Origin of the sequence: Herminiimonas fonticola (assembly GCF_040395855.1) — a bacterium.
GTDB classification, from domain to species: domain Bacteria; phylum Pseudomonadota; class Gammaproteobacteria; order Burkholderiales; family Burkholderiaceae_D; genus Oxalicibacterium; species Oxalicibacterium fonticola_A.
In genome coordinates, this window is sequence record NZ_JBEBPO010000035.1 from 1 (window position 1) to 23,361 (window position 23,361).

Annotated in this window: 23 protein-coding genes; 19 read left to right on the plus strand and 4 right to left on the minus strand. The window is 56.2% G+C overall.

Features of this window, described 5'->3' with window-relative positions:
- Window positions 1–28: 28 nt before the first annotated feature.
- The gene (locus tag ABWP27_RS06540) at window positions 29–736 is read left to right on the plus strand and encodes a DUF2325 domain-containing protein (RefSeq protein WP_353155000.1); all 708 of its coding nucleotides are present in this window, start codon (window positions 29–31) and stop codon (window positions 734–736) included.
- Window positions 737–823: 87 nt separating this feature from the next.
- On the opposite strand, the gene ABWP27_RS06545 is transcribed toward ABWP27_RS06540, so the two are convergent.
- Both ABWP27_RS06545 and ABWP27_RS06550 read right to left on the minus strand, forming a co-directional pair.
- The gene (locus ABWP27_RS06545) at window positions 824–1,387 is read right to left on the minus strand and encodes a DUF2242 domain-containing protein (RefSeq protein ID WP_353155002.1); all 564 of its coding nucleotides are present in this window, start codon (window positions 1,385–1,387) and stop codon (window positions 824–826) included.
- Window positions 1,388–1,584: 197 nt separating this feature from the next.
- A complete protein-coding gene (locus tag ABWP27_RS06550) occupies window positions 1,585–3,297 on the minus strand; it encodes a methyl-accepting chemotaxis protein (protein ID WP_353155004.1) in 1,713 nt (570 codons plus the stop codon).
- Between the two features lie 425 nt (window positions 3,298–3,722).
- Here ABWP27_RS06550 and gpmA point away from each other — a divergent pair, with 425 nt between their 5' ends.
- On the plus strand, window positions 3,723–4,442 hold the full coding sequence (gene gpmA / locus ABWP27_RS06555) for a 2,3-diphosphoglycerate-dependent phosphoglycerate mutase (protein WP_353155006.1): 720 nt from the start codon (window positions 3,723–3,725) through the stop codon (window positions 4,440–4,442).
- Window positions 4,443–4,523: 81 nt separating this feature from the next.
- Here gpmA and ABWP27_RS06560 read toward each other — a convergent pair whose 3' ends face one another.
- The gene (locus ABWP27_RS06560; RefSeq protein ID WP_353155008.1) at window positions 4,524–5,018 is read right to left on the minus strand and encodes a GFA family protein; all 495 of its coding nucleotides are present in this window, start codon (window positions 5,016–5,018) and stop codon (window positions 4,524–4,526) included.
- 63 nt (window positions 5,019–5,081) lie between these two features.
- A complete protein-coding gene (locus ABWP27_RS06565) occupies window positions 5,082–5,885 on the minus strand; it encodes a hypothetical protein (protein WP_353155010.1) in 804 nt (267 codons plus the stop codon).
- Here ABWP27_RS06565 and ABWP27_RS06570 point away from each other — a divergent pair.
- From ABWP27_RS06570 to ABWP27_RS06650, 17 genes are all read left to right on the plus strand, one after another.
- Window positions 5,875–6,123, plus strand: coding sequence for a hypothetical protein (locus ABWP27_RS06570; RefSeq protein WP_353155012.1), 249 nt, complete (start codon window positions 5,875–5,877; stop codon window positions 6,121–6,123). The two genes, ABWP27_RS06565 and ABWP27_RS06570, sit on opposite strands and share 11 nt — an antisense overlap.
- Window positions 6,124–6,200: 77 nt before the next feature.
- The gene (locus ABWP27_RS06575; RefSeq protein WP_353155014.1) at window positions 6,201–7,373 is read left to right on the plus strand and encodes a branched-chain amino acid ABC transporter substrate-binding protein; all 1,173 of its coding nucleotides are present in this window, start codon (window positions 6,201–6,203) and stop codon (window positions 7,371–7,373) included.
- A gap of 95 nt (window positions 7,374–7,468) precedes the next feature.
- On the plus strand, window positions 7,469–8,398 hold the full coding sequence (locus tag ABWP27_RS06580; RefSeq protein ID WP_353155015.1) for a branched-chain amino acid ABC transporter permease: 930 nt from the start codon (window positions 7,469–7,471) through the stop codon (window positions 8,396–8,398).
- Between the two features lies 1 nt (window position 8,399).
- Window positions 8,400–9,566, plus strand: a complete 1,167-nt coding sequence (locus ABWP27_RS06585) for a branched-chain amino acid ABC transporter permease (RefSeq protein WP_353155017.1) — start codon at window positions 8,400–8,402, stop codon at window positions 9,564–9,566.
- Between the two features lie 20 nt (window positions 9,567–9,586).
- Window positions 9,587–10,393 (plus strand): ABC transporter ATP-binding protein, encoded by an 807-nt coding sequence (locus tag ABWP27_RS06590; protein WP_353155040.1) that lies wholly within the window; start codon window positions 9,587–9,589, stop codon window positions 10,391–10,393.
- Window positions 10,390–11,097, plus strand: coding sequence for an ABC transporter ATP-binding protein (locus ABWP27_RS06595; RefSeq protein WP_353155019.1), 708 nt, complete (start codon window positions 10,390–10,392; stop codon window positions 11,095–11,097). Before ABWP27_RS06590 ends, ABWP27_RS06595 begins: the two co-directional genes overlap by 4 nt.
- Window positions 11,098–11,109: 12 nt before the next feature.
- Entirely contained in the window at window positions 11,110–12,423 is a 1,314-nt protein-coding gene (locus tag ABWP27_RS06600; RefSeq protein ID WP_353155021.1) for an amidase, read from the plus strand.
- Between the two features lie 13 nt (window positions 12,424–12,436).
- Complete coding sequence (locus tag ABWP27_RS06605) at window positions 12,437–13,732, plus strand: M20 family metallo-hydrolase (RefSeq protein ID WP_353155023.1); 1,296 nt, start codon at window positions 12,437–12,439, stop codon at window positions 13,730–13,732.
- Window positions 13,733–13,768: 36 nt separating this feature from the next.
- Window positions 13,769–14,365, plus strand: coding sequence for a helix-turn-helix domain-containing protein (locus ABWP27_RS06610; RefSeq protein ID WP_353155024.1), 597 nt, complete (start codon window positions 13,769–13,771; stop codon window positions 14,363–14,365).
- Between the two features lie 155 nt (window positions 14,366–14,520).
- Window positions 14,521–15,039 (plus strand): SET domain-containing protein, encoded by a 519-nt coding sequence (locus ABWP27_RS06615; protein WP_353155026.1) that lies wholly within the window; start codon window positions 14,521–14,523, stop codon window positions 15,037–15,039.
- Window positions 15,040–15,758: 719 nt separating this feature from the next.
- Window positions 15,759–17,078, plus strand: a complete 1,320-nt coding sequence (gene oxlT, locus ABWP27_RS06620) for an oxalate/formate MFS antiporter (protein WP_353155028.1) — start codon at window positions 15,759–15,761, stop codon at window positions 17,076–17,078.
- 448 nt (window positions 17,079–17,526) lie between these two features.
- Window positions 17,527–18,576: a multicopper oxidase domain-containing protein gene (locus tag ABWP27_RS06625; protein WP_353155029.1), complete on the plus strand. Its 1,050-nt coding sequence runs from the start codon at window positions 17,527–17,529 to the stop codon at window positions 18,574–18,576.
- Window positions 18,577–18,589: 13 nt separating this feature from the next.
- Complete coding sequence (locus ABWP27_RS06630; protein WP_353155031.1) at window positions 18,590–19,282, plus strand: c-type cytochrome; 693 nt, start codon at window positions 18,590–18,592, stop codon at window positions 19,280–19,282.
- The gene (locus ABWP27_RS06635) at window positions 19,279–19,656 is read left to right on the plus strand and encodes a c-type cytochrome (protein WP_353155032.1); all 378 of its coding nucleotides are present in this window, start codon (window positions 19,279–19,281) and stop codon (window positions 19,654–19,656) included. The genes ABWP27_RS06630 and ABWP27_RS06635 overlap by 4 nt, the downstream gene beginning before the upstream one ends.
- A gap of 22 nt (window positions 19,657–19,678) precedes the next feature.
- Entirely contained in the window at window positions 19,679–20,608 is a 930-nt protein-coding gene (locus ABWP27_RS06640) for a multicopper oxidase domain-containing protein (RefSeq protein WP_353155034.1), read from the plus strand.
- 79 nt (window positions 20,609–20,687) lie between these two features.
- Window positions 20,688–22,100, plus strand: coding sequence for an efflux RND transporter periplasmic adaptor subunit (locus ABWP27_RS06645; RefSeq protein WP_353155036.1), 1,413 nt, complete (start codon window positions 20,688–20,690; stop codon window positions 22,098–22,100).
- A partial coding sequence (locus tag ABWP27_RS06650) for an efflux RND transporter permease subunit (protein WP_353155038.1) occupies window positions 22,097–23,361 on the plus strand: 1,265 nt, incomplete at its 3' end. The genes ABWP27_RS06645 and ABWP27_RS06650, both read left to right, overlap by 4 nt.

Sequence of the window (23,361 nt, forward strand, 5' to 3'; positions counted from 1 at the left end):
TGGTTGAGCAAGGTGAAGGAGCAGAATCATGAGCAAGTCCCGCAACAGTTTCAACGATATCGCGCACGAGCACCGTGTATTGCTCAACGAGTATGGTCGCGTCCAGAGCCGCTGCAGTGAACTGGTGGCGCGGCAGGTGGACCAGATCGAGCAATTGCAGGCGCAGATCGTGCGATTGCGGGGCGAGCTGGTCGCACGCGATACAGCGCTGGCGTATGCACGGGAAGATTTGGCCGCCTTGAAGAAGGCTATTCCCGGTTTGCCCAGACGCGTGACGCTGGCAAATCGGGTGGAAACATTGACTGCACATGCGCAGGATTTGATGCGCGAACGCCTGGGCTGGCAATGGGGCGTGAAATCCGCGTTGTCGGTTTCTGCCTCAACGAACAAAACAATAGCGGTCGATTTACGGCAAAAATCGGTACTGTGCGTTGGTCAGGATGTGTCTGGCGCCAGTGCGACGCAGCAGGCGATCGAGCAGGCGGGCGGCCATTTTATGCATCATGGCGGACGCGCGGGCGAAGATGAGGCGACACTGGAAGCCAGTCTGAGCGCCGCCGATCTGGTGATTTGTCAGACGGGATGCGTCAGTCACGATGCGTACTGGCGGGTGCAGGATCATTGCAAACGCACGGGCAAGCAATGCGTACTGGTCGAACAGCCGCAGGCAATGCTGTTTGTGCGCAGTGCGGCGCGTACTTCGGTGTTGCCTTCAACGGAATCCGCCGCTGAATAAGCGCACTGTCTGCGTGAAGCAAATGCAGGGGGTGGTGGCATTTCCTGCAAGTGTGTTTTTCTGTTGGCCTGGAAGGATTGGTTTTCTTCAGCGAGGCTGTTCAAACAATTCCGTGTTCGGCGTTGCGTCGTTGGTCAGATAGCGTTCTACCAGCTGGTAGAAGCGTGCATAGAATTTTTCTGCGGAAATGGTTTCACTGGCGACCTTGACCAGTGAGTCGTCGCTCGATGAAAAAGGCAGCGACACTGAACCGAGCGCACCCACCCCGAGACTGGCTGAGTTGTTGACCTTTTTCAGCGCATAGCGATCTTCCAGCGCATTCACAAAAATCGAGGCGATATTGTCGCCCAGGTTATCCGCCGCACACACCACGCGAAATGCGATCTGTACGTGCACATCGTTTTCCGGCTGAAAACTTTTGCGGCCATCGACCTGATTGGCATTGGCGGCGCTGATCACATAACCCTGGCTGAGCAAGGCGCGTCGCGCCGCTTCGCAGGCAGCGTAGGCGGACACGGGGAAACGGCGCGTATAGATATCGGCCGAGTCGAATTTTTCCTCCGTGTAGACGATGGGTTTGGGGCCGGCACAACCGGTAAGGAGCATGAAAAGTGCTGCCTGCATGAACAGGGCGCGATAACTGAATTGCATAAGATGGATTTTATCTGTTTGAGCGCGCATGCGGGGTAATACGCCTTGAATGGACAAGTCCATCAGGCAAAAATTCCATTTGATTTCCCTGTTTGCCTGTATTCAGGGTGCGATCGTTGAGTGTTTGCAAATTGCCAAACCGAAAAAGCCCGGCAGGGCCGGGCTTTTTGATGCAGCGGAGAGCTAGCGGGAAAGTTTTAAAACTCCGTCCAATCGTTGCTGTTACTGCCTGCGTTTGCGAACGAGATCTTTTGCGATGCGGCTGGTGCGGCTTTGTTTGTAATCGTGCGCGGCGCCGGATTGACCTTTGCATGTGAGCGAGCCGCTACGGGTTTGCCTGCATGCGCTGTTTTGATTTGCGCATTGTCGAGTGTGAACACGCTGACTACTTCAGAAAGATGAGTGGCTTGATCCTGCAACGATTGTGATGCCGCAGCCGCTTCTTCTACCAAGGCGGCATTTTGTTGCGTTACCTCATCCATTTGCGTGATGGCCTGATTGACCTGTTCAATTCCGGCGCTTTGCTCGCGGCCTGCCGCAGTAATGTCAGACATGATGTCGGTGACACGCTGGATGCTGTCGACGATTTCTTTCATCGTGGCGCCAGCCTGTTCCACCAGTTTGCTGCCAGCATCAACCTTTTCAACAGAGTCGCCGATCAGCTGCTTGATTTCCTTCGCTGCCGAAGCGGAACGTTGTGCCAGGTTGCGCACTTCCGATGCCACCACTGCAAAACCGCGACCCTGTTCGCCGGCACGTGCCGCTTCAACCGCTGCATTCAGCGCCAGAATATTGGTCTGGAATGCGATGCCGTCGATGACGCCGATGATGTCCACGATTTTTCTGGACGATTCGGTAATCGACTCCATCGTATCGACAACTTGCGACACTACTGCGCCGCCACGTACCGCAGTGCTGGATGCATTAACTGCAAGTGTATTGGCTTGCTGCGAATTTTCTGCGTTCTGTTTGACGGTGGAGGTGATTTCTTCCATCGAAGAAGCAGTTTCTTCCAGTGCGCTGGCTTGTTCTTCCGTGCGCGACGACAAATCCAGATTGCCGGCAGCAATTTGCCCAGACGCGGTGGTGATGGTGTCGGTGCCGGTTCTGACCTGGCTGACAATGTTGGCCAGACTGTCGCGCATTTCGCGCATCGCGAACAACATGCTGGTTTGATCCTTGGGACGCAGGTCGATGGCGACGGTCAGATCGCCGGCTGCAATGCGCGCCGCAACGCCGGCTGCATAATTCGGCTCGCCACCCAACTGGCCTTTCAAATTGCGTGTAATCAGTACGCCCAGCAGGACGCCGGAAAACGCACTCAAGATCACCAGCAAGACCATGAATGCGCGGCTGGAATCATACAGTTGTTCGGTTTCTACATACGCCTGTGCCGCGCGCGCCTCTTTTTGCTTGGACAATTCTGTCAGTACATCGTCCAGCGTATTTGCGTGTACGCGAGTTTGCGCCAGACTGGCAGTTAAATCGGCGCTGCGTTGTTGCAGCGGCTCTTTATCTACCAGCGTCAATGCCTGCCACATTTCCCTTTCATAATCCTGCGAAACGGCGGCGTACTTTGCAAACAGCGCTTTGGCACTATCACTGACGAAAAGCGGTTGGGCTTTTGCCAGATTTTCTTTGGCCGATACGAGATATTTCTTGATGTTCTCTTTATTCAGCGTGCGTTCTTCTTCTGTCGTCGACAGCAAGACATTGCCGCGCGCACGGCCGATAAAGAGCAGGTTGATATTGGCTTCCTTGATGTAAGACAAGCCCATTAATTCCTGGTTGTAGATGTCGCCGGCCTTGTCGTTGATCCGGCTCATGTTGTAGATGCCGATACCGGCAACGATGGCACCGGCGATCGACAAAGCCAAAAAGCTGGAAATCAGTTTGGTCCCTACAGTCATATTTTTAAACATATCCCTACTCCTGTTAAATGCTGGTTGGTGTATGCGAAAGCCTACGTAAACAGCGTCCGGCTTCGTGTGCCGGCAAAAGTGAAGCATTGTTCTTTCTTATTACTGATGAGGCTGGAGCTGATGACAATTCCGGGTACCAGAGATATTTCTATGCAAAAGTTTGCGCCCTCGATGAGGGGTGAAATGCACGCAAAAAGTTGCTTTGGTGAAATAAAACTGATGTGTCATTAAGCCCCAATTCAAATGAGTTGGCTACACATGTTTGTGGGATATAAGTCAAAAAATTGTGAAAGATGTATAAAAATAGCTGTCATTTGATTAACTTCCTGGTCTGTAATGTTCGATCTTGCACGTCATCATTCTTGAAACTCAGTTAATCTTCATGCTTTGTCGCTTCAACATGAGAAAAAGTAATGGGTAATCTGGTGATCGTTCGCCACGGCGAATCACAGTGGAACAGGGAAAACCGTTTTACCGGCTGGACCGATATCGACTTGACTGCAAACGGCATACAGCAGGCCCGCAATGCCGGGCGGGCGCTGGCGGGCGCCGGCCTGCGTTTCGACCTTGCGATTACCTCCATGCTGAAAAGGACCATCCGTTCGCAATGGCTGATGCTGGACGAAATGGATGCAATGTACATTCCCGTCATCAGCCACTGGCGTCTCAACGAGCGGCATTACGGCGCCCTGACCGGACATAGCCGAGCCGAGATGCTTGCCAGGTTCGGCGAAGAACAAGTGTGGAAATGGCGTCGCGGTTTCGACAGCCAGCCGCCCCTGATGGATGGCGACGATCCGCGTGCACCGTGGCGCGAGCCGCGTTATAAGGGCATTCCGCGCGAATATCTGCCGCTTGGCGAATCGCTGAAGGAAACAGTGGAACGCGTACGCGTATTCTGGGATGAAGTCATCGCACCGGCCTTAAGGCAGGACAAGAACGTGATCATTTCCTCGCATGGCAACAGCCAGCGTGCGCTGGTCAAGCTGCTGGAAGATATGCCGGATGAAGAAGTGGCGCGCTTCGATGTGCCGAACAGCGTGCCGCTGGTATACAGACTGGATACCGGCTTGCGGGTGTTGTCCCGCAGCTCGATGAGTATTCCGCATCCGGAAGTGTCGGCGATTCTGTAACCCGCGCGATTGCGTTGCGCTTCAAATAAAAAACCGCGATCAAGGTCGCGGTTTTTTTATTGGTCTTGATCAATTCTGTAATCAATCCGGGTTGCCCAGTCCCAGGCGCTCATGCCATTCAGCAATCGACTCTTCCGGATAAATAGCGAACTGTTTGTCTTTTTTCGCTGCATGGACCTCAACCCACGGCGCCTTGAATTCGAGCATCAGGTGCGTATGCTCGGGTGGCGTCGGCAACGGCGTGTCGATGGCGGAAGCGAACGGGTGCACCAGCTCCGGCCATGTCGGATCGTACAACCACAAGGCGCTGCCGCAACGCCGGCAAAAATGCCGCGCGGCGGTGCTGGTATGCGTGCGCTGTTCACCCGGATTTTTTAATTTCGCATGATAAACGCTGACCTCATCGGCGCCCCTGACTTTGAGGCTGGCCGCATCACCGCCCAGATTGATCGCGTATCCGCCGCCGCCCTGCGTCTTGCGGCAGATCGAGCAGTAACAGCGCTGATAGGGATAAGGGGTGGCGCTGTGGAGGGAAAAATGCACGGCACCGCAATGGCAGGATCCTTCAAGCTGCATACAGCCTCCTTGTGATGGAACGAAGCAGGCGCACTCACTAGTCTGTGCATGCTCGGGTGGTACTCAGCGGCTGACTGTAAAGAAATCCCGTTTCAGGAAATCTTCCAGTTCCGAACTGTCCTGCGGGCGGGCCGACAAGGTTACGACGTGTCCGATCCGTGGCGAGTTCCATTGAAAATCGCCTTTCTCGTATAGGCGGATCAGTTCTATCATCCGGCGCACGATGGCAGTTTCGATATCCACATTCGGTCCTGCATCGACCAGAATCAGCTGCCGTGAATTCGTGCGGCGGCGCAAATCCCAGCCACGAAATACAAATTCTGCACTACGCACACCCTTGTAAGTGATTTGAAACACGCCACCGGATTCATTGCGGCCGCGCGATTGCTGTTGCATCAGTTCGGCAATATTGGCGCGTGCAACCGCATTGTCGTCTGCCGGCGGCCTGATGCTGTTATCCGGTTCCTGTATGCCGGCTGCGCGACGGCGCTCGCGTGCGGCGTTCAGCATATCGGTCATGTCGGGCGGCAGTAGTGCAGTCGCCGTGGATTTCGGTGCGGGCGGTGGCGGCGGCTTGGCGCGCTTCGCCTGCTCTGTTTTGGCGGTGCCGGATTTTTTCTGCGCCGGTTTTGTACTCTCTGTTTTTTGCGACGGCGGCGTGATCGTTGATGCGGGTGCCTTGGCCGATGGCGCTTGCGCGATCAGGCTGACCGTCAGCGGCGCGGTTGGCGATTCCCCCGTTTCCGCCATGCGCAGCTCTGCGCGATCCATGACAAAGAACAGGATCAGCGCATGTATCAGCAGGGAGAGCCCGATGCCAGTGGCAGTGCGAGCGCGCATGTTGGCAAGAAAGGGGATGGACTTCATCTTCTACAACCAGGAAAACAGCTGCCATTATGAACTTGCGGCAGATTTTTGGCTGCTCGATGGTTGGCGTTGCTGTTTGGCTATTCGGCATGCGCCCGCATTCAGTGCGGAGCAGCCCCATTTCCTTGCATTTTTCTGCCGTGTTGCTGGCGTATTACCAAAAATCACACAGTTTCCATCTATTTTCTTTATTTTCCAGTTGGCATGGATGTTGCAGAGTTATATTCAAGTTACTTGAACTAAATGACATTTATAAGTTTGCAGTCAAGTAACGTGAATTTTAACCGACGGTTTATTCTCGAAGGAGATCAAAAAATGGGCAATATCAATACTGTATTAAAGACAGCGGCGCTGGGTGCGGCCTTGGGCTTGAGCTTGCTGGTGCCGGCTTCGGCCAAGGATGTCGTGAAGATTGCATTTGTCGGTCCTTTGACTGGCGGCACTTCTTCCATCGGTTTGGGCGGGCGCAATTCTGCCGATCTGGCAGTGCGCCTCCGCAATGCCGATCCGAAAGCAAAATACACTTATCAACTGGTGTCCCAGGATGATGAATGCCGTCCGAATGTCGGTGTGCAGGTAGCGACCAAGATTGCTGCCGATAAAAGCATCATCGCCGGCGTCACGCATTTCTGCTCTGCCGTCGCGATGGGTACGGTAGCCGTATATAACCGCTTCGGTTTGCCGGTCGTGGTGTGGGGCGCGGTGCTGCCGGAGATCACGTATGGCAACGACTTCAAGGAAGTCCATCGTGTCAACGGCACGATGATCAATCAAAGCGAAGTGGCTGCCAAGTTCATGACGGATCAGGGCTACAAGAAATTCGCCATCATTCATGACACAACCGACTACGGCAAGGGCCATAACAAATACTTCTCGGAATTCCTGAAAAAGAACGGCGCCACCGTACTGGGCACATTTGGCGTGACCGCAGATCAGCAGGATTTCAGCACAGAGCTGACCAAGATACGCGAATTGAAGCCTGATGTTGTCTATTTTGGCGGGCTGACCCCATTGGGCGTGCGTATCCGTACGCAGATGGAAAAACTGGGTATCAAGGCACAGTTTGAAGGCACCTCAGGCATCAAGTCCGACGCATACATTCAGGGCGTGGGCGAGAAACTGGCCGAAGGATCGCTGGCCTTCCTCGAAGGCGCTCCGTGGGAAAAAATCCCTGGCGGCCTGTTCTTCACCGCCCAATATCAAAAGCAAAAGTACAGCGAACCGCCTGAAGCGTATGGCACGTTTTCCTATGCCGCTGCCAACTTGATCATGGACGCCGTGGAGAAAGTTGGCCCGGATCGCAAGAAGGTGCGCGATGTGCTGAACAAAACCAAGGACGCCGATACGCTGATAGGCAAGGTGACTTTCGATGATCACCGTCAAAACATTGTGCCGCTGGTGACCAAGTATGTGGTCGAGGACGGCAAGTGGGCGATCTGGGAAGACAGCAGCTATGCCAGCGGCAAGCGCAAATTATCCGGCAAATAACCGTCTGCCAGACAAGGCGGATCTGAAGTAGCACGAAGCTGCGGGTCGGGCGTGCGTCCGGCCTGCAGCGTGATTGGAGTCAAACGGAGAGAGCGATGAGTGTAATCGGTCAATATGTATTCAACGGGCTGATGCTGGGCATGATTTACGCCATGGTCGCAGTCGGTTTTACCCTGTTTTTTGGTGTGCTGGATGTCATCAAGTTTTCGCATGGCGATACCTTGATGGTTGGCGCTTTTGCCGGCCTTTCGGCGTCTACCGGCGTGCTGATGCTGGACATCGGTTCCCCCTGGATACGCTTGCTGGCAGTCGTGCTGGCGGCAGTATGCGTGACCGGATTGCTGGGTGCGGCGATTGCCAAATGGCTGGTGCTGCCGCTGCGCAAAGCGCCGGCACTCAATACCCTGCTGGCGACGCTGATGCTGGGTACGGTCATGCGTGAAGCAGTGCGCTTGTTCTATCCGGACGGCTCGAATTCACAGCCATTTCCTTCCCTGCTGCCGACCGATTCCATCGATATCGGCGGCTTCGCCTTGCGTGCGGACAATGTGATTCTTCTGCTGAGCGGTCTGGCCGTCATTGCCGGTGTGCACTTCCTGATCACACGCACCCGCCTCGGCATGGCGATACGCGCTGTGGCGCAGGACGGTGAAACGGCACGTCTGATGGGCATCAATTTTGAAGCGGTCGTGCTGCTGACTTTTGCACTTGGTTCCGGCATGGCTGCACTGGCTGGCGTGATGAACGGGCTGTATTACAACGAGATCAATTTCAACGTCGGTTTGCTGTTGGGCGTGATCGGATTTGCGGCAGCGATTCTCGGCGGCCTGGGCAATATTTACGGCGCGATCATCGGCGGCTTCCTGTTTGCCGGCCTGCAGGTATTGGGTAGCGCAACCCTGCCGGCGCTGATCCCGAATATCCCGAGCGCCTACAAGGACGTCTTCGCATTTGCAGTCGTCATTATTCTGATGGCCTGGAAACCAACCGGGCTGATTGCCGAAAAATCAAGCGAACGGGTCTGATATGAACGATATTGAATTGAATAAGAAATCAGCAGCGCTGGTGCTGACGCTGGCGACGCTGGGGATCAGTTTCTACATGTGGCTGTTCCTGCATGCGGAGTCGCAATTGGCGGTGGGTGTGCTGATTATCGTGGCCCTGGGGCTGACCCTGCTGGGGAAAAAACTCGGCACGCTGCAGCGCATAGAAGAAGCGGCCGCAAGCCGGCCTGGTCTGGCGCGTGGCTGGTCGCTGCTTGCCGCGCTGGCACTGGTCGCCGCATTTTACGACAGCCATTTTGTTTTGCTGATGATAGGCGGCGTTCTGCTGTATGCGACTGCCTGCATGGGCTTGACCGTGCAATTCGGTTTTTCCGGGGTGAGTAATTTTTCCGGGGCAGCCTTCTTCGGGATCGGCAGTTACACCACGGCAGTGCTGGCGACGCATACCGGCTTGCCATCGCTGGTGACGATCGCCATTGCCGGCATTGTGGCGGCGGTTATCGGTTCGATCCTGATCTGGCCTGTGTTGCGCACGCGTGGTCACTATGCAGCGCTGGTCACGATCGCGTTCGGCATCCTGTTCAAAACCTTCCTGGAAGTCAACGACGTGCTCGGCGGACCGCAAGGTTTGCAAGTGCCGGGGATGACCTTGTTCGGCCATGCGTTCAACGACAACTTCACCTTGTTCGGTGTCGAATTCTCGTTCTATGTCAACTACGTCCTGTTGAGCTTGCTGCTGTTTGTCTGCGTCTTCGTGCTGGTCAAGGCCCTGGAACGTTCGTGGGTGGGTTTGAGCATGGATGTGGTACGCACCGATGAAACCGCAGCGTCCACCTTCGGCCTGCATATCGTGCGCTGGAAAGTGATTGCCTTCACGCTGGGCAATCTGTTCGCCGGTGTTGCCGGCAGCGTGTACGGCATGATGGTCGGTTTCGTCGCGCCGAACAATTTCACGTTTGCCGATTCGCTGTTGCTGCTGTCGATCACGATTCTGGGCGGTCTCGGCAATGTCATCGGGCTGATTCCTGCAGCGATTATCGTCTTGATGCTGCCGGAAAAACTGCAGTTCATTCAGGAATATCGGGTCTTGCTGTATGCGGCGCTGGTGATTGCCATCCTGCTGTTCCGTCCGGATGGCCTGCTGCCACGCAAGACACGTCTTTTCTTTAGCCGGAGGGCGACGCAATGAGCGCGATCATGGAAACGGAAATGAATGCAGCAAGCATGGAGGTATCGACTGCCACCAGTCTGGTCAGCGCGCGCGACCTGACCATGCGTTTCGGCGGCCTGACCGCACTCGACCAGCTCAATCTGCACATCGTCGAAGGCGAAGTGCTGGGCCTGCTGGGCCCCAACGGCTCCGGCAAGACGACCTTCTTCAATGTGCTGACCGGCTTGTACAAGGCCAGCAGCGGCAGCATCACGTATCAGGGCTGTGAAGTGATCGGCCAGACGCCGCAGGAAATCTATCGCAGCGGCGTGGCGCGCACCTTCCAGCGTTCGCGTCTGTCTCTGCCGCTGACGGTGTTCGACAATATCGTCATCGGCGATTACCAGCACATGCAGCACGGCCTGTTTTTCAACCTGTTCCGTCGCAAGGCTTTCCGCGCCGAGTACGACGCCTATGTTGCCAAGGTCGAAGCGCTGCTGAATATCTTCAGTCCGCCGCTGGTGGCGCGCATGTTCGAGCCGGTGGAGACCTTCAGCATGATCGACAGGCGTCGCATCGAAGTCTGTCGCGCACTGTTGAGCGAGCCGCGCCTGTTGCTGCTCGATGAACCGTCGGCCGGCATGACGCACGATGAAACGGAAGCGCTGATGGATGACATCCTGCAAGTGCGCAACAAGCTGTCGAATCTGACCGTGGTATTGATCGAACATGAAATGAATGTGATCAAGCGCATTACCGATCGCTGCATCGTTTTCAACTACGGCAAGAAAATTGCCGAGGGTACTTACGCGGAAATCACTGCCGATCCGAATGTGCAGACCGCCTATCTGGGAGAGGACGAATGAGCAACTTAAGCGTCAAGGGACTGACCACCGGCTACGACAAGGTGAATGTATTGCACGACGTCTCGATCGAAGTCGCGCCCGGCAAGATCACCTGCATCCTCGGCGCCAACGGCGCCGGCAAGAGCACGCTGATACGCTCGATTCTCGGCCTGACGCCGCCGCGCCAGGGAGAAATCCTGTGGAACGGGCGCAATCTCGCCGGTGAAAAAACGCATGCGATCATCGCCAGCGGCATCTCCTGCATCCCGGAAGGCCGCAAGGTTTTTCCGCGCATGAGCGTCGCCGAAAATCTGGCGCTCGGCGCCTTCCTCGTCACCAATAGTGCGGTCGTGCGTGAACGGCTGGCGCGCGTATATGAAATTTTCCCGCGTCTCAAGGAGCGGGCGACACAGCTGGCCGGCACCATGTCGGGCGGCGAGCAGGCCATGGTGTCGATCGGGCGCGGCCTGATGGCGGAGCCGCAACTGCTGGTGATCGATGAGCCGTCGCTGGGTTTGTCACCGCTGTACGTGAAGGAAAACTTCAATGTGATCCGCCGTATCAATGCGCTCGGCATCACCGTGCTGCTGGTGGAACAGAATGCGCGCCAGACGCTGGCCATTTCGCATTACGGCTATGTGCTGTCGCAGGGTCGTGTGATGGCTGAAGGTACGGCAGAAGAGCTGGCCAGCAACGACGATGTGCGCGCAGCCTACTTCGGCTAAGGGGAAACGGCCATGAACGATTTCCCGGATTTGTCGCTGCAGGATCTGGCCGCGCGGCTCGCACGCCGCGAAGTGTCGGCCGAAACCGTAACGCGTGCCAGCATCGCACGCATAGAAGAGATGGAACCGGCGGTGCATGCATGGCAGCATTTCGAGCCGGCGCAAGCCATCGCCCAGGCGCGCCGGCTCGACGCGCAGACGCCCGGAGGCGCGCTGCATGGCGTACCTATAGGCGTCAAGGATTTGATGGATACCGCCGACATGCCGACCACCTATGGTTCGCCCATCTATGCCGGCCATCAACCGCAAATGGATGCAAGCTGTGTCGCCGCCAGCCGCAGCGCTGGTGCCGTCATCATGGGTAAAACCGTCACCACCGAATTTGCGACCTTCCATCCCGGCGCTACCAGCAATCCGCACCGCACACACAAGGCGGACGGTACGCCGCAGCTGCATACGCCGGGCGGTTCTTCCAGCGGTTCGGCGGCAGCGGTTGCCTGCGGCATGGTGCCGGTGGCCTTCGGTACGCAAACGGCGGGCTCCATCGTGCGGCCTGCTGCGTACTGCGGCGTGGTCGGTTACAAGCCGACTTTCGGCATGCTGCCGCTGGCCGGCATCAAACCGTTGTCACCCAGTCTGGATACGGTGGGCGTGCTGGCGCGCAGTGTCGGTGATGCCGCTTTTTTCATCAGCACCTTGTCGCATCTGCCGCTCTCGCCATTGCCTGCTGCCGCACCGGCGCGCCTGCGTCTGGGTATTTGCCGTACCCCGCACTGGGATCGCGCCAGTCAGGCGACGCGCACGGTGCTGGAGCGCGCAGCAAGTTTGCTGGAAGCAAGCGGTGCGAGATTGAGCGATGTCAGTGTGCCGGATGCGTGCAAGGGATTGAACGAGGCGCAGATGACCATCATGGGATTCGAGGCCGCACTCGCCTTTGCGCCGGAATCGCAGGCCAGTCCGACCGGCTTCAGTAAGGCATTTGAAAAATTTATCGCCGCTGGTAGCGCGGTAGACGGCGCTGCGTATTTTGCTGCGCAGGAGCTGGCGGCAACAGCACGTTGCGCAGTGACCGGTATTTTCAATGAGGTCGATATTTTGCTGGCGCCGAGTACGGAGGGCGAAGCGCCGGCCGGGCTGGAAGCAACGGGCGACCCTGTTTTCAATCGCATGTGGACGCTGCTGGGCAACCCCTGCGTACACGTGCCGCTGGGAACCGGCGCAGGCGGGATGCCGATCGGTGTCACGCTGATCGGGCCGCGTTGGGGCGATGCACAAACACTGGCGGCAGCCGATTTGCTGGAACGCAGTTTCGCGAAAAAACAATGAACAGGAAAGCATGATGCAAGCACAAATACAGAAAACCACTGCCACACAGGCAGCCGAGCAGGCGCAGGACCATGTCAACAACGAGCGTCTGCAAAACGCGATTGCCGCCCTGGCGCAATTTGGCGGACGCGACGATGGCGGTGTGGCGCGCGAAACCTTGACGCCTGTCGACCTGGCTGCGCGTCGCCACTTGATCGATCTGGCACGCAGCCTCGGTTGTGAGGTGGAAATCGACGAGTGCGCCAACCTGTTTTTCCGTCGCCCCGGCAGCACCGACCTGCCGCCGGTACTGACCGGCAGCCATGCCGATACGCAGCCGGTGGGCGGCAAACTGGATGGCGCATACGGCGTGATCGCCGGACTGGAGGTCATCGCCGCCCTGAACGATGCGGGCATTACCACCCGCCGTGCGATCGAGGTGGTGGCATGGACGAATGAAGAGGGCAGCCGCTTCGGCCCCGGCGCGATGGGTTCCAGTGCTTATGTTGAGCCCGAGCGCCTGCCTGCCTATCGTGCCGTGCTGGATAAGGATCAGATCAGTTTCGGCGATGCGCTGGATGTCTGCCTGGCCGAAGCTGGCGATGTGCCGCGCCGCGCCGCGCGCCGGCCACTGGATTCCTGTGTCGAACTGCATATAGAACAAGGCCCGGTGCTGGAGCGTGCCGGTGCCGCGCTTGGTGTAGTGGATGGTATCCAAAGCGTGCGCTGGTTTCGCGTCGTATGTACCGGCATGGCGGCGCATGCAGGCACCACGCCTATGGATGAACGCAGCGATGCGATGGCGGCGGCAGTCGGTATCGCCCAGCAACTCTATGCGCATGCAGCGAAAGAGGCGGCCAGCAATGTGCGCTTGACCCTGGGTCGCTGGCAGGTTGGGCCGAATTCGGTCAACACGATTCCCGGTACGGTGGAATTCACGATTGATATGCGGTGCGTCGACGCGAGCGTGCTGGATCGTTTTGAGCAACTGCTGCATAGTGCGACGGCCGATTTTCCGTGGCGCGGCAGCATCACTGTCGAATGTTTTTTCTCGCGTGCGCCTACGCACTTTCCGGAATCCATGCTGAGCTTGATCGAACGCGCCTGCACTCGCGCCAGCGCGCAGGCGCAGCGTGCTGCACCGCTGCATCTGACATCGGGTGCTTTCCACGACGCGATGTACCTGGCAGATTACTGTCCGACGGCGATGATATTTGTGCCAAGCAAAGGGGGAATCAGTCACAATGCTGCTGAAGAAACTGCACCCGAAGAATTGCTGTTAGGCGCACAGGCGCTGGCATACACGGTAGTCGAATTAGCCAGCCGGTGATATTTTCCAATTCAGACATGACATGCGGATTACCAATTGAATAGCAAACGTGTCCCCGCTCCAGGGGCAGATCAGCTTGAAAAAAAATCGCCGACGGCTGGCCTCGGCTTGCACCTCCGCCATGCCAGACTGGTTGCCGGTCTGACCCTGCTGCAACTGGCGCAGAAGGCTGCATGTTCGGAAAGCCTGATTTCCAAAATCGAGCGCGGCAGCGCCACACCGTCGCTGGCCATGCTGCACCGGCTGGCAACGGCGCTGGAGACAAATATTTCCAGCCTGATGTCGGAAGACAGTCCGGCAGTTGGTCCGGTTCTGCGTGCGGGTGAGCGTCCGGTGATCAAGACCGGCGGCATCTCGCTCGAGCGTCTGGTGCTGCCGACGCGCGGCGGATTATTGCAGGCAAATATACATATCGTCGCTCCCGGTACCGCCAGCGACGGCCAGATCGAACATGTGGGCGAAGAGGTCGGCTATGTACTGGAAGGCACGCTGGAGCTGCGCCTTGGCGCAGAGTGCTACACCCTAGGCCCTGGCGATGCGTTTACCTTTCCAAGCAATCTGCCGCACGGCTACAGCAATGTCGGCAAGGATGTCGCACGCGTTTTATGGGTCAATTCGCCAGCGACGTTTTGATTCCATGCATGCGTTGATGTAAACATCCGTTGCGGGATTCTGTACGGATATTTCTTGCTGTTGCCTGCGACCGGGATTCGCGGTGCGTATTTTTATCTGCTTCTATCTCTTCCGGTAAAATTCCTGTCTGCACTCCAACACGAAATCGAATCAAATTGAATACCTCACTCGCTTGCGCTATCGACGATGCGCCTGCACCGCTCTATATAGTCAAAACCTCGACCATCCACGGCACCGGCATTTTTGCCCGCAGCACGATTGCACCCGGCACCTGCATCGTCGAATATCAGGGTGAGCGGATTCAATGGGAGCAGGCACTGGACAGGGCGGATGCGAAAGGTCCGCTTAACCATACCTATTTCTTCAGCCTGAATGACGGCCGCATCATCGATGGCGGCAAGGACGGCAACGCTGCGCGTTTCATCAACCACTCATGCGAACCCAACTGTGAAGCCATGGAGCATGACGACGGGCGCGTCTACATTTATGCGCTGCAGGAAATCGAAGCCGGCGAGGAATTGAGTTACGACTATGCGCTGATCTACGAAGAGCGCCATACGCCGGCAGTCAAGCGCGCATTTGCATGCTATTGCGGCGCATCGGCTTGCAATGGATCGATGCTGATGCCGAAGCGCTCGGCCAGATATCGCGCACAAAAAGCACTCGCAAAATAAGCAATACCCTTGTGAGAATAGTGTTAACGAAAAACCCCGCTGACGAAAATAAGTTAACAATAATTCTGCTGTTGTCGCGGCAGTATTTGCGCGACAAGATCTGTTCAACATACCGCCATTTCATTTTCATGCGTGCGCCCAAACGCCAAGCGGGCTGCGAGATTACGTTTTTTTGCATGCGTGAAAATGATGTCTCATATTTCCGCCAGATATATCACGTCGTGATTTTTCTCTGCTGGAAACTACGTGTAAACACGTAGGAAAGCTACGTAAAAGTACGTATTGATCGCTAAAGAGCAAGTCCGTATTGTCACGAAATCTTAACGGCTATCTAACCTTATTCTGAGATAAATGGCTACCCGCTGTTTTTCTTGTCTTCCTCGATTCATACGATTTTCACGTCCGCTTCAAAGCGGCGACCGAGACGCGCTAGCGATCGGAAAATCGGGTGAATGAATCCTGGCGAGGTTTGAGCGATCTGCTCGAATGAATGGGTTTTTTACCAAAGAGGGTGTAGGACCGAACTACACCACCGTTGTGGCGATTCGCATCTGAATTGCCAAGGCGGAAGGCGGAACGGCGATCGACCGGACCATGTATATGGCTGCCTTTTAGCAAACCTTGAGAGTGGCCTGTGCTTTTGGCGCAGGTAAATATTCAATCCAAGCATTGACTGATTTGCACATTAACCAAAACAGTCAATGGACATGAGGAACAACATGAACGCAGCAACTCAAACACTGTCGGGCGGTACATCCAGCAGCACACGCTGGTGGCAGCTCGTAGTCGGTGTGGTCTGTATGATCGCAACGGCAAACATTCAATACGCGTGGACTCTGTTCGTACCTGAAATTCAAGGTACGTTCGGCTGGGCACGTGCAGAAATCCAGATCGCATTCACGATCTTCGTTCTGGTTCAAACATGGCTCGCGCCGATTGAAGGTTACTTCATCGATAAGCTCGGCCCACGCCTGATGGTCGCTTTCGGCGCCGTCTTCATCGGTTTCGCATGGGTTGTCAATTCCCAGGCAACCACCCTCGGCGGTTTCTACTTCGGCGCAGCGCTGGGTGGTATCGGTGTCGGTTCGATCTACGCAACCTGTATCAACAACGCGTTGAAATGGTTCCCGGACCGTCGTGGTCTGGCAGTTGGCTTGACCGCTGGTGGTTACGGTGCTGGTTCCGCTGCAACGATTCTGCCTATCGCGGCAATGATCGAGTCGGCTGGCTTCCAGGAAACCTTCCTGTTCTTCGGTCTGTTGCAAGGTGGTCTGGCATTCGTCGCAGCATGGTTCCTGCGTTCGCCTGCTAAAGGCCAGGTTCCTGCATCGCAAAAACTGCTGCAGGCAACTCGCGATTACACCCTGAAAGAAGCATTGAGCACCAAGCTGTTCTGGCTGATGTTCACGATGTTCATTCTGGTTGTTACCGGCGGCATGATGGCTGTTGCTCAACTCGGCGTGATCGCACAAGATCTGGGCGTGAAAGAATTCCAGGTCGATCTGCACTTCTTTGTGATGGCAGCATTGCCATTGGCACTGATGCTCGATCGCATCATGAACGGTATCTCGCGTCCATTGTTTGGCTGGATCTCGGACAACATCGGCCGTGAAAAAACCATGGTCATCGCGTTCACCCTGGAAGGCTTCGGCATTATCGCTCTGGGCTACTTCGGTCATAACCCATGGGCATTCCTGATCTTGTCCGGCGTTGTGTTCCTGGCATGGGGCGAAGTGTACTCACTGTTCTCGGCTCTGGCTGGCGATGCATTCGGTTCCAAGCACATCGGCAAGATCTACGGCGTGCTGTACACCGCAAAAGGTATCGGCGCTCTGTTCGTACCAGTTGGTAACCTGATGATGGAAGCAACCGGCACCTGGTCTACCGTTCTGTACACCGTTGCATGTATGGATCTGACCGCTGCAGTTCTGGCTATCGTTGCATTGCGTCCGGCACTCGCCAAGCACGTTAAATTCTCCAAGGATCTCCTGGCGAAAGAAACGGCAGCAGGCGGTAACGCTGCAGCAGCGCATGCCTAACAGCATCAGCACTTAATTCGGTCTCAATTTTCAGGGCTCCTTCGGGAGCCCTTTTTTTTTTGCCTGTGACACATCGATGTGCATAGTTGGTTGATTGTCGTGGGCGTTCTTTCAACACCTCTTTCAACATATTTACCACGCTGCCGAGCGCAGGTTAAACATCCCTGTTTCTGCAGGATTTCGCTCCTGCAGCGGGCAGTTTTTATGTGTGCTCTTCCATCGGCATAACCTTTTTGGCGACATGCTTTTCATGTTTTTTATTGCAATCCAATTTAAAGCTGGATAGGATATGCATGTTTAAAAGAGGCCCGGGAGATCTGGCCATTTTTTTAAATCTTAAATATGCATCTTAAATACCTATTATTTGAATTGCATTGAATTAAGTGCATTTTTTTTGAATTTAAATATGCATATTAAATGCCTATTTATCCAATCAGACGGAGCATGTATGAAATTTTGGGGGCGGGATTTGGGCAGGGCGGTCGTATTGGGAGGGCTGCTGTTTGCGAGTGCGCTGGCAGCTGTCGACGCGCTTGCAGCGAAGCGGGATTTCGAGATGAATATCGAAGACACGCGCATCACTCTGGTGGAAAAGCAGCAGTTCCACACGTTTGCGTATGCAGGCCAGGTTCCGGGTCCGCTGTTCTATGTCGATGAAGGCGATGAAATTACGGTCAACGTCAACAATATGACCGCCTTGCCTCACACCATTCACTGGCACGGCATGCTGCAACGCGGCACCTGGAAAAATGACGGCGTACCTGGCGTGACGCAAGACGCGATCAAGCCGGGCGACAGCTTCACCTACAAATTCATTGCCGAACCGTCGGGCACCATGTGGTACCACTGCCACGTCAACGTCAATGAACACGTCACGCTGCGCGGCATGTGGGGGCCATTTATCGTGCGTCCCAAAAAGCCGACCGCACTGGAAAAAACAGTGACGAAGGAATACGTGCTGATGCTGTCCGACTGGGATTCCAAATGGGCAGCCAAGCCTGGCTTCGGCGGCATACCCGGCGACAGCTACGACTACTTCACGATCAACGGCAAATCCTATCCGGACACCCAGCCTATCCGCGTCAAGAAAGGCGATGTCGTCCGTCTGCGTCTGATTGGCGCCGGCGACCTGGTGCACAGCATCCACATGCACGGCCATGTCTCGATCATTGCATTCAAGGATGGCTTCCCGCTGGTCAATCCGATTCGTGGCGATACCGTGCTGGTCGGTCCCGGCGAACGCTATGACGTGATCTTCACTGCCGACAATCCGGGCCGCTGGATGATCCACGACCACGTCGATACGCACACGATGAATGGCGACCGGCCCATGGGCGGAATCATGACCACCATCGAATACGACGAGATCAGGAATGACGAGAACTGGTACGAGTGGAAAGGCAAAAAATTCACACCGAATTTCTACTATGAAGAGTCGTTGAAAAAAGGTCCCGGTATTTATACCAACGACGTATTCAAAGGTCAGGCAATTCAATAAACAAGGAGCAAAAATGAAGCTAATACATGTCATGGGAATGCTGGCGCTGGGTACGGCGTCGCTGGCTTCCTGGGCCGGCCCCGGTCAGGAGCTGCTCAACAAGCAATGCATTGCCTGCCACGCCGTGACCAAACCTGACAACACATCGCTGCAGCGGCTTTGGGAACGCAAGGGGCCGGATCTGTATTTTGCCGGCAGCAAGTTCAATCGCGAATGGATGGAAAACTGGCTGCAGAACCCGACCGTCATCCGTCCCGGTGGCGTGATGTACTCGAAAGTCGTAAAGGGCAACAAGGGAGATACGGATGTGATCGACACCAGCCAATTGTCCGCGCATCTGAAGCTGTCGAAGGAAGAAGCAGGGCAGGCGACCGAGGCCTTGATGGCGCTGAAGGCACCCGATGGCCTGATCGAAAAAGGCGTGTTCAAGAACGAGCCTGTCAATGCATCGTTTGTCGCGATGCTGTTCTCCAAGCTGCGCGGTTGTACATCCTGCCATTCCGCCAAACCGGATGCCGGCGTCGCATCCGGGCCTGAATTGTTTACGGCCGGTGATCGGCTGCAGCCGGATTACATGCTGGCGTACATCAAGGATCCGCAAGCATTCGATGCCCATGTATGGATGCCGAAACTGGATCTGAATCCGGCCGATCTGCAAAAGCTGACCGGCTATATGTTGACTCTGAAATCCGCGGAGAAGAAATGATGCGCTATCAAAATTTCATCAGGCTGGCTTTGCTGACCGGAACGCTGGGGCTGCTGTCCGGCGGTGTACAGGCGCAGGAGCAGTACGCCAAATCAATCAAGGTTTACAACACGTACTGCGTGCAGTGTCATGGCATCAACCGTGACGGCAACGGCATCAACAGCAAGCACATGTCGGTCAAGCCGCGTGATCACACCGACAGCAAAGCCATGGGCGATACGCCCGACGACACGCTGTTCAAGGCCATCAAGGAAGGCGGCCTGTCAGTGAGCAAATCAGTTCTTATGCCGAAATGGGGAGGAGTCTTAGACGACGATCAAATCAAGGAAATGGTGAGTTACCTGCGCTTTGTCAGTAAAACAGGCGTCCAATAAATTTTAACAAGAGGGGTAAGCAATGAAGAAAAAAACTCTGCTGCTGGCAGTCTCGATGGCCGCAGCAATGCTGTCCAGCGTGGCCGTCCAGGCAAAGACGGTGCAAGTCACGATGACTGCGAAGGAAGTCAATACGCCGATCGATAACAAGGGCACGATGTATCGCAGCTGGACTTTCGAGGGCCAGGTTCCCGGCCCGGTGGTGCATGTGACGGAAGGCGATGTGGTTGAATTCACGCTGTTCAACGACAAGAACAACAAGAATTCCCATTCGATGGATATGCATGCCGGCCAGTTCGACATCCTCAAGGATTTTGAATCGGTCAAGCCTGGTGAAAAAGGCACCTTCACGTTCAAGGCCGAGCACCCCGGCATCTTCTTTTATCACTGCGGTTCCGACCCGATGATTCAGCATATTGCGCGCGGCATGTATGGCGCCATCATCGTCGATCCAAAAGATCCGAAAGCCATGCCGAAAGCCGATCGTGAATATGTGCTGATCCAGTCCGAGCTGTATGCAAATCCGGATAGCCAGGACGAGATGATGGCCAACAAATGGACCAACGTGATGTTCAATGGCGGCATCTTCAAGTACGACCCGGTGCACGATCCGGCAGCGACCCGCATGCTGCAGGCCAAGCCAGGTGAACGTGTCCGCATCTACTTCATCAATGCCGGCCCGAATGAAACTTCATCGTTCCATCCGATTGCAGGCATCTGGGACAAGGTCTATCCGAGCGGTAATCCGAAGAACGCCATGACGGGCATGCAAACCTACGTCGTCGGGCCTGGTGATGCCGCTTCGTTCGACATCATCTCGCCGATTGAAGGCGCCAATGCGCTGGTAACACACTCGATGCGTCAGGCCCTGACAGGCGGTATCGCGATTCTGCAATTCACCAAAGATGCAGATCCAAAAATGGGCCGGGGCGAAAACATCCTGGTTCGTTAATACAGAAAATGGAAGGTCGGCGACCTTCCATTTTTTCAGATACCGCTTCGGCGGTACTACCTAATTCAGTGAGCTTATTATGCGTATCCAACGACGACTGTTGCTAGGCATCGGTATCACGGCGGTGAGCGCTACCGCACTCGGCTATGCCGCAACCCGCATCATGCCGGTTGACCACGTTCTCAAAATCGCTTCCGCCGGTACTGCGCAGAATCCGCTGGCGCGTCCGGCGGCCGCTGCCACCAGGTACGTCTGCCCGATGCACGCCGATGTCGTGCAGGACCATCCGGGCAGTTGCCCGATTTGCGGCATGCACCTGGTCAAGGTGGCGAATGGCGGCACCACCAAACACAGCGATCTGGTGCATGTCGATATGCAGACCCAGCACCGCATGGGCGTGCAGATGGAAACCGTTGCAGTCAACGACATGCATCGCGCCATCAATACCTTCGCGACCATTTCACCGGATGAAAGTCGCACTGTTTCTGTCAACTCCAAAGTGGAGGGATGGATCAAGCGCTGGCATATACAGGGCGTGGGTCAGCAGGTGCGCAAGGGCCAGGTGCTGTATGAAATTTATTCGCCCGAACTGCAGCAGCGCCAGCGTGAATATGTCGATTTGCTGACGCGGCGCGATGCCATGCAGGAAAAAAGCAAGGACATGGATATGCTGGGGCCGAATGCCGCCATGATGGGAAGCCTGGCAAAAGAACGTTTCCGCGCACGCGATCGCCTGCTGGCCGCCGATATTCCGCCCGATGAACTGGAGTTGCTGGAAAAAGGTCGCCGGGTGCCGGAAGTGATGCCGATACGCGCCACGCAAAGCGGCATCGTGACGGCGATTTCTGCACGCGAAGGCAGTTACATCAATCCCATGCAGACGCTGATGGTGTACAACGACAACAGCAGGGCATGGGCAGAAGTAAACCTGTTTCCCGACCAGATCAGCTGGCTCAGGAATGGCGACGAAATTGTCCTCACCTCCGGCCTCGACAATGCCGTGCAGCGTACGGCACGCATCAATCTGGCGACGCTGCAAATCGATCCGGCCAGCAGAACGGCAAAACTGCGCCTGCCGCTGTCGAATGCCGGCGAGGCATTTCTGCCTGGCGCCTATGCGAAAGCCACCATCAAATCCGCCGCGCACCGTGCAGTGAGCGTGCCGCGCGATGCAGTGATACGTACCGGGCATGGCGAGTTTGTCGTCGTCAGTGAAGGCGACGGCCATTTCCGCAGTGCTGCGGTTGCCATCGGACTTGAAGATGAACACATGGTTGAAATACGTTCCGGCCTGAAAGCCGGCGACCGCATTGCGGTCAATGGCCAGTTCCTGCTGGATGCCGCCTCTTCGATGCATGCGATGCAAAACCGCCTCTCGGCGGCGCCGGCAGAAATTGAACGGGTAGCGGATATCAAGATGGCCAAGGCAATACCGGCCATGGAAATCTGCAGCACCACACCCAAGCCATCTCACGCCCACGCGCACCCGTGATCGCACGTACGATAGCGTGGTCGATACGCAACCGGCTGGTCGTGCTGGTTGCGAGCCTGATTCTGATTGTGGTGGGTATTGAATCGCTGTCGCGCCTGGCGCTCGATGCGCTGCCGGATTTGTCCGATGTGCAGGTGATCGTGAAAACCGATTTCCCCGGACAGGCGCCGCAATTCGTCGAAGACCAGGTGACGTATCCGCTGGCCGCATCGCTGCTGTCGGTGCCGGGCACCAAGGCGGTACGCGGCTTTTCGATGTTCGGCGAATCGTATGTCTATGTGATCTTCAAGGATGGCACCGACATCTACTGGGCGCGCTCGCGCATACTCGAAAACCTGAGTCAGGTTGCCGGTCGCCTGCCGGCCGGTGCGCAGCCGACGCTGGGGCCGGATGCCTCCGGCGTCGGCTGGGTGTATGAATACGCGCTGCTGGACCGCAGCGGCCGTACGCCGGTCGAGAAGCTGCGCGCGCTGCAGGATTTTTATCTGAAACTGGAATTGCAAAGCGTACCCGGCGTGGCCGAAGTCGCCAGTCTGGGCGGCATGGCGCGTCAGTTCCAGGTCGATGTCGATCCGGTCAGGCTGGCCGCGCACAATCTCGATCTGGGGCAGGTGGCGCAAGCGGTTAAAAACAGCAATCAGTCCAGCGGTGGTGCCGCGTTTGAAATGGCGCGCGCCGAATATCTGGTGCGTTCCAACGGTTATCTGCGCAGCACGGCCGACTTCGACGACATTCCGGTCATGACCGATAGCGCCGGCAACGTCATACGCCTGAAGCAGATCGCCAATCTCACGGTCGGCCCGCAGCCACGACGCGGTATTGCCGAACTCGACGGCAAGGGCGAAGTCACCGGCGGCATCGTGGTGATGCGGCATGGTGAAAATGCACTCACCACCATACGCGGCGTCAAGGCACGGCTGGAAGAATTGAAGAAAGGCTTGCCGCCCGGCGTCGAGATCGTGCCGACCTACGACCGTTCCGGCCTGATCGAGCGCGCCGTGCACACGCTGCGCGACAAATTGCTGGAAGAGTCGCTCGCGGTCGCGCTGATCTGCGGCATTTTCCTGTTTCATTTCCGCTCGTCGCTGGTCGCCATCGTGACCTTGCCGATTGGCATTCTGGTCGCGCTCTGGATCATGCGCCTGCAAGGCGTATCCGCCAACATCATGTCGCTGGGCGGAATTGCCATCGCCGTTGGCGCGATGGTCGATGCCGCCATCGTGATGATAGAAAACATGCACAGGCATCTGGAAAAAATACC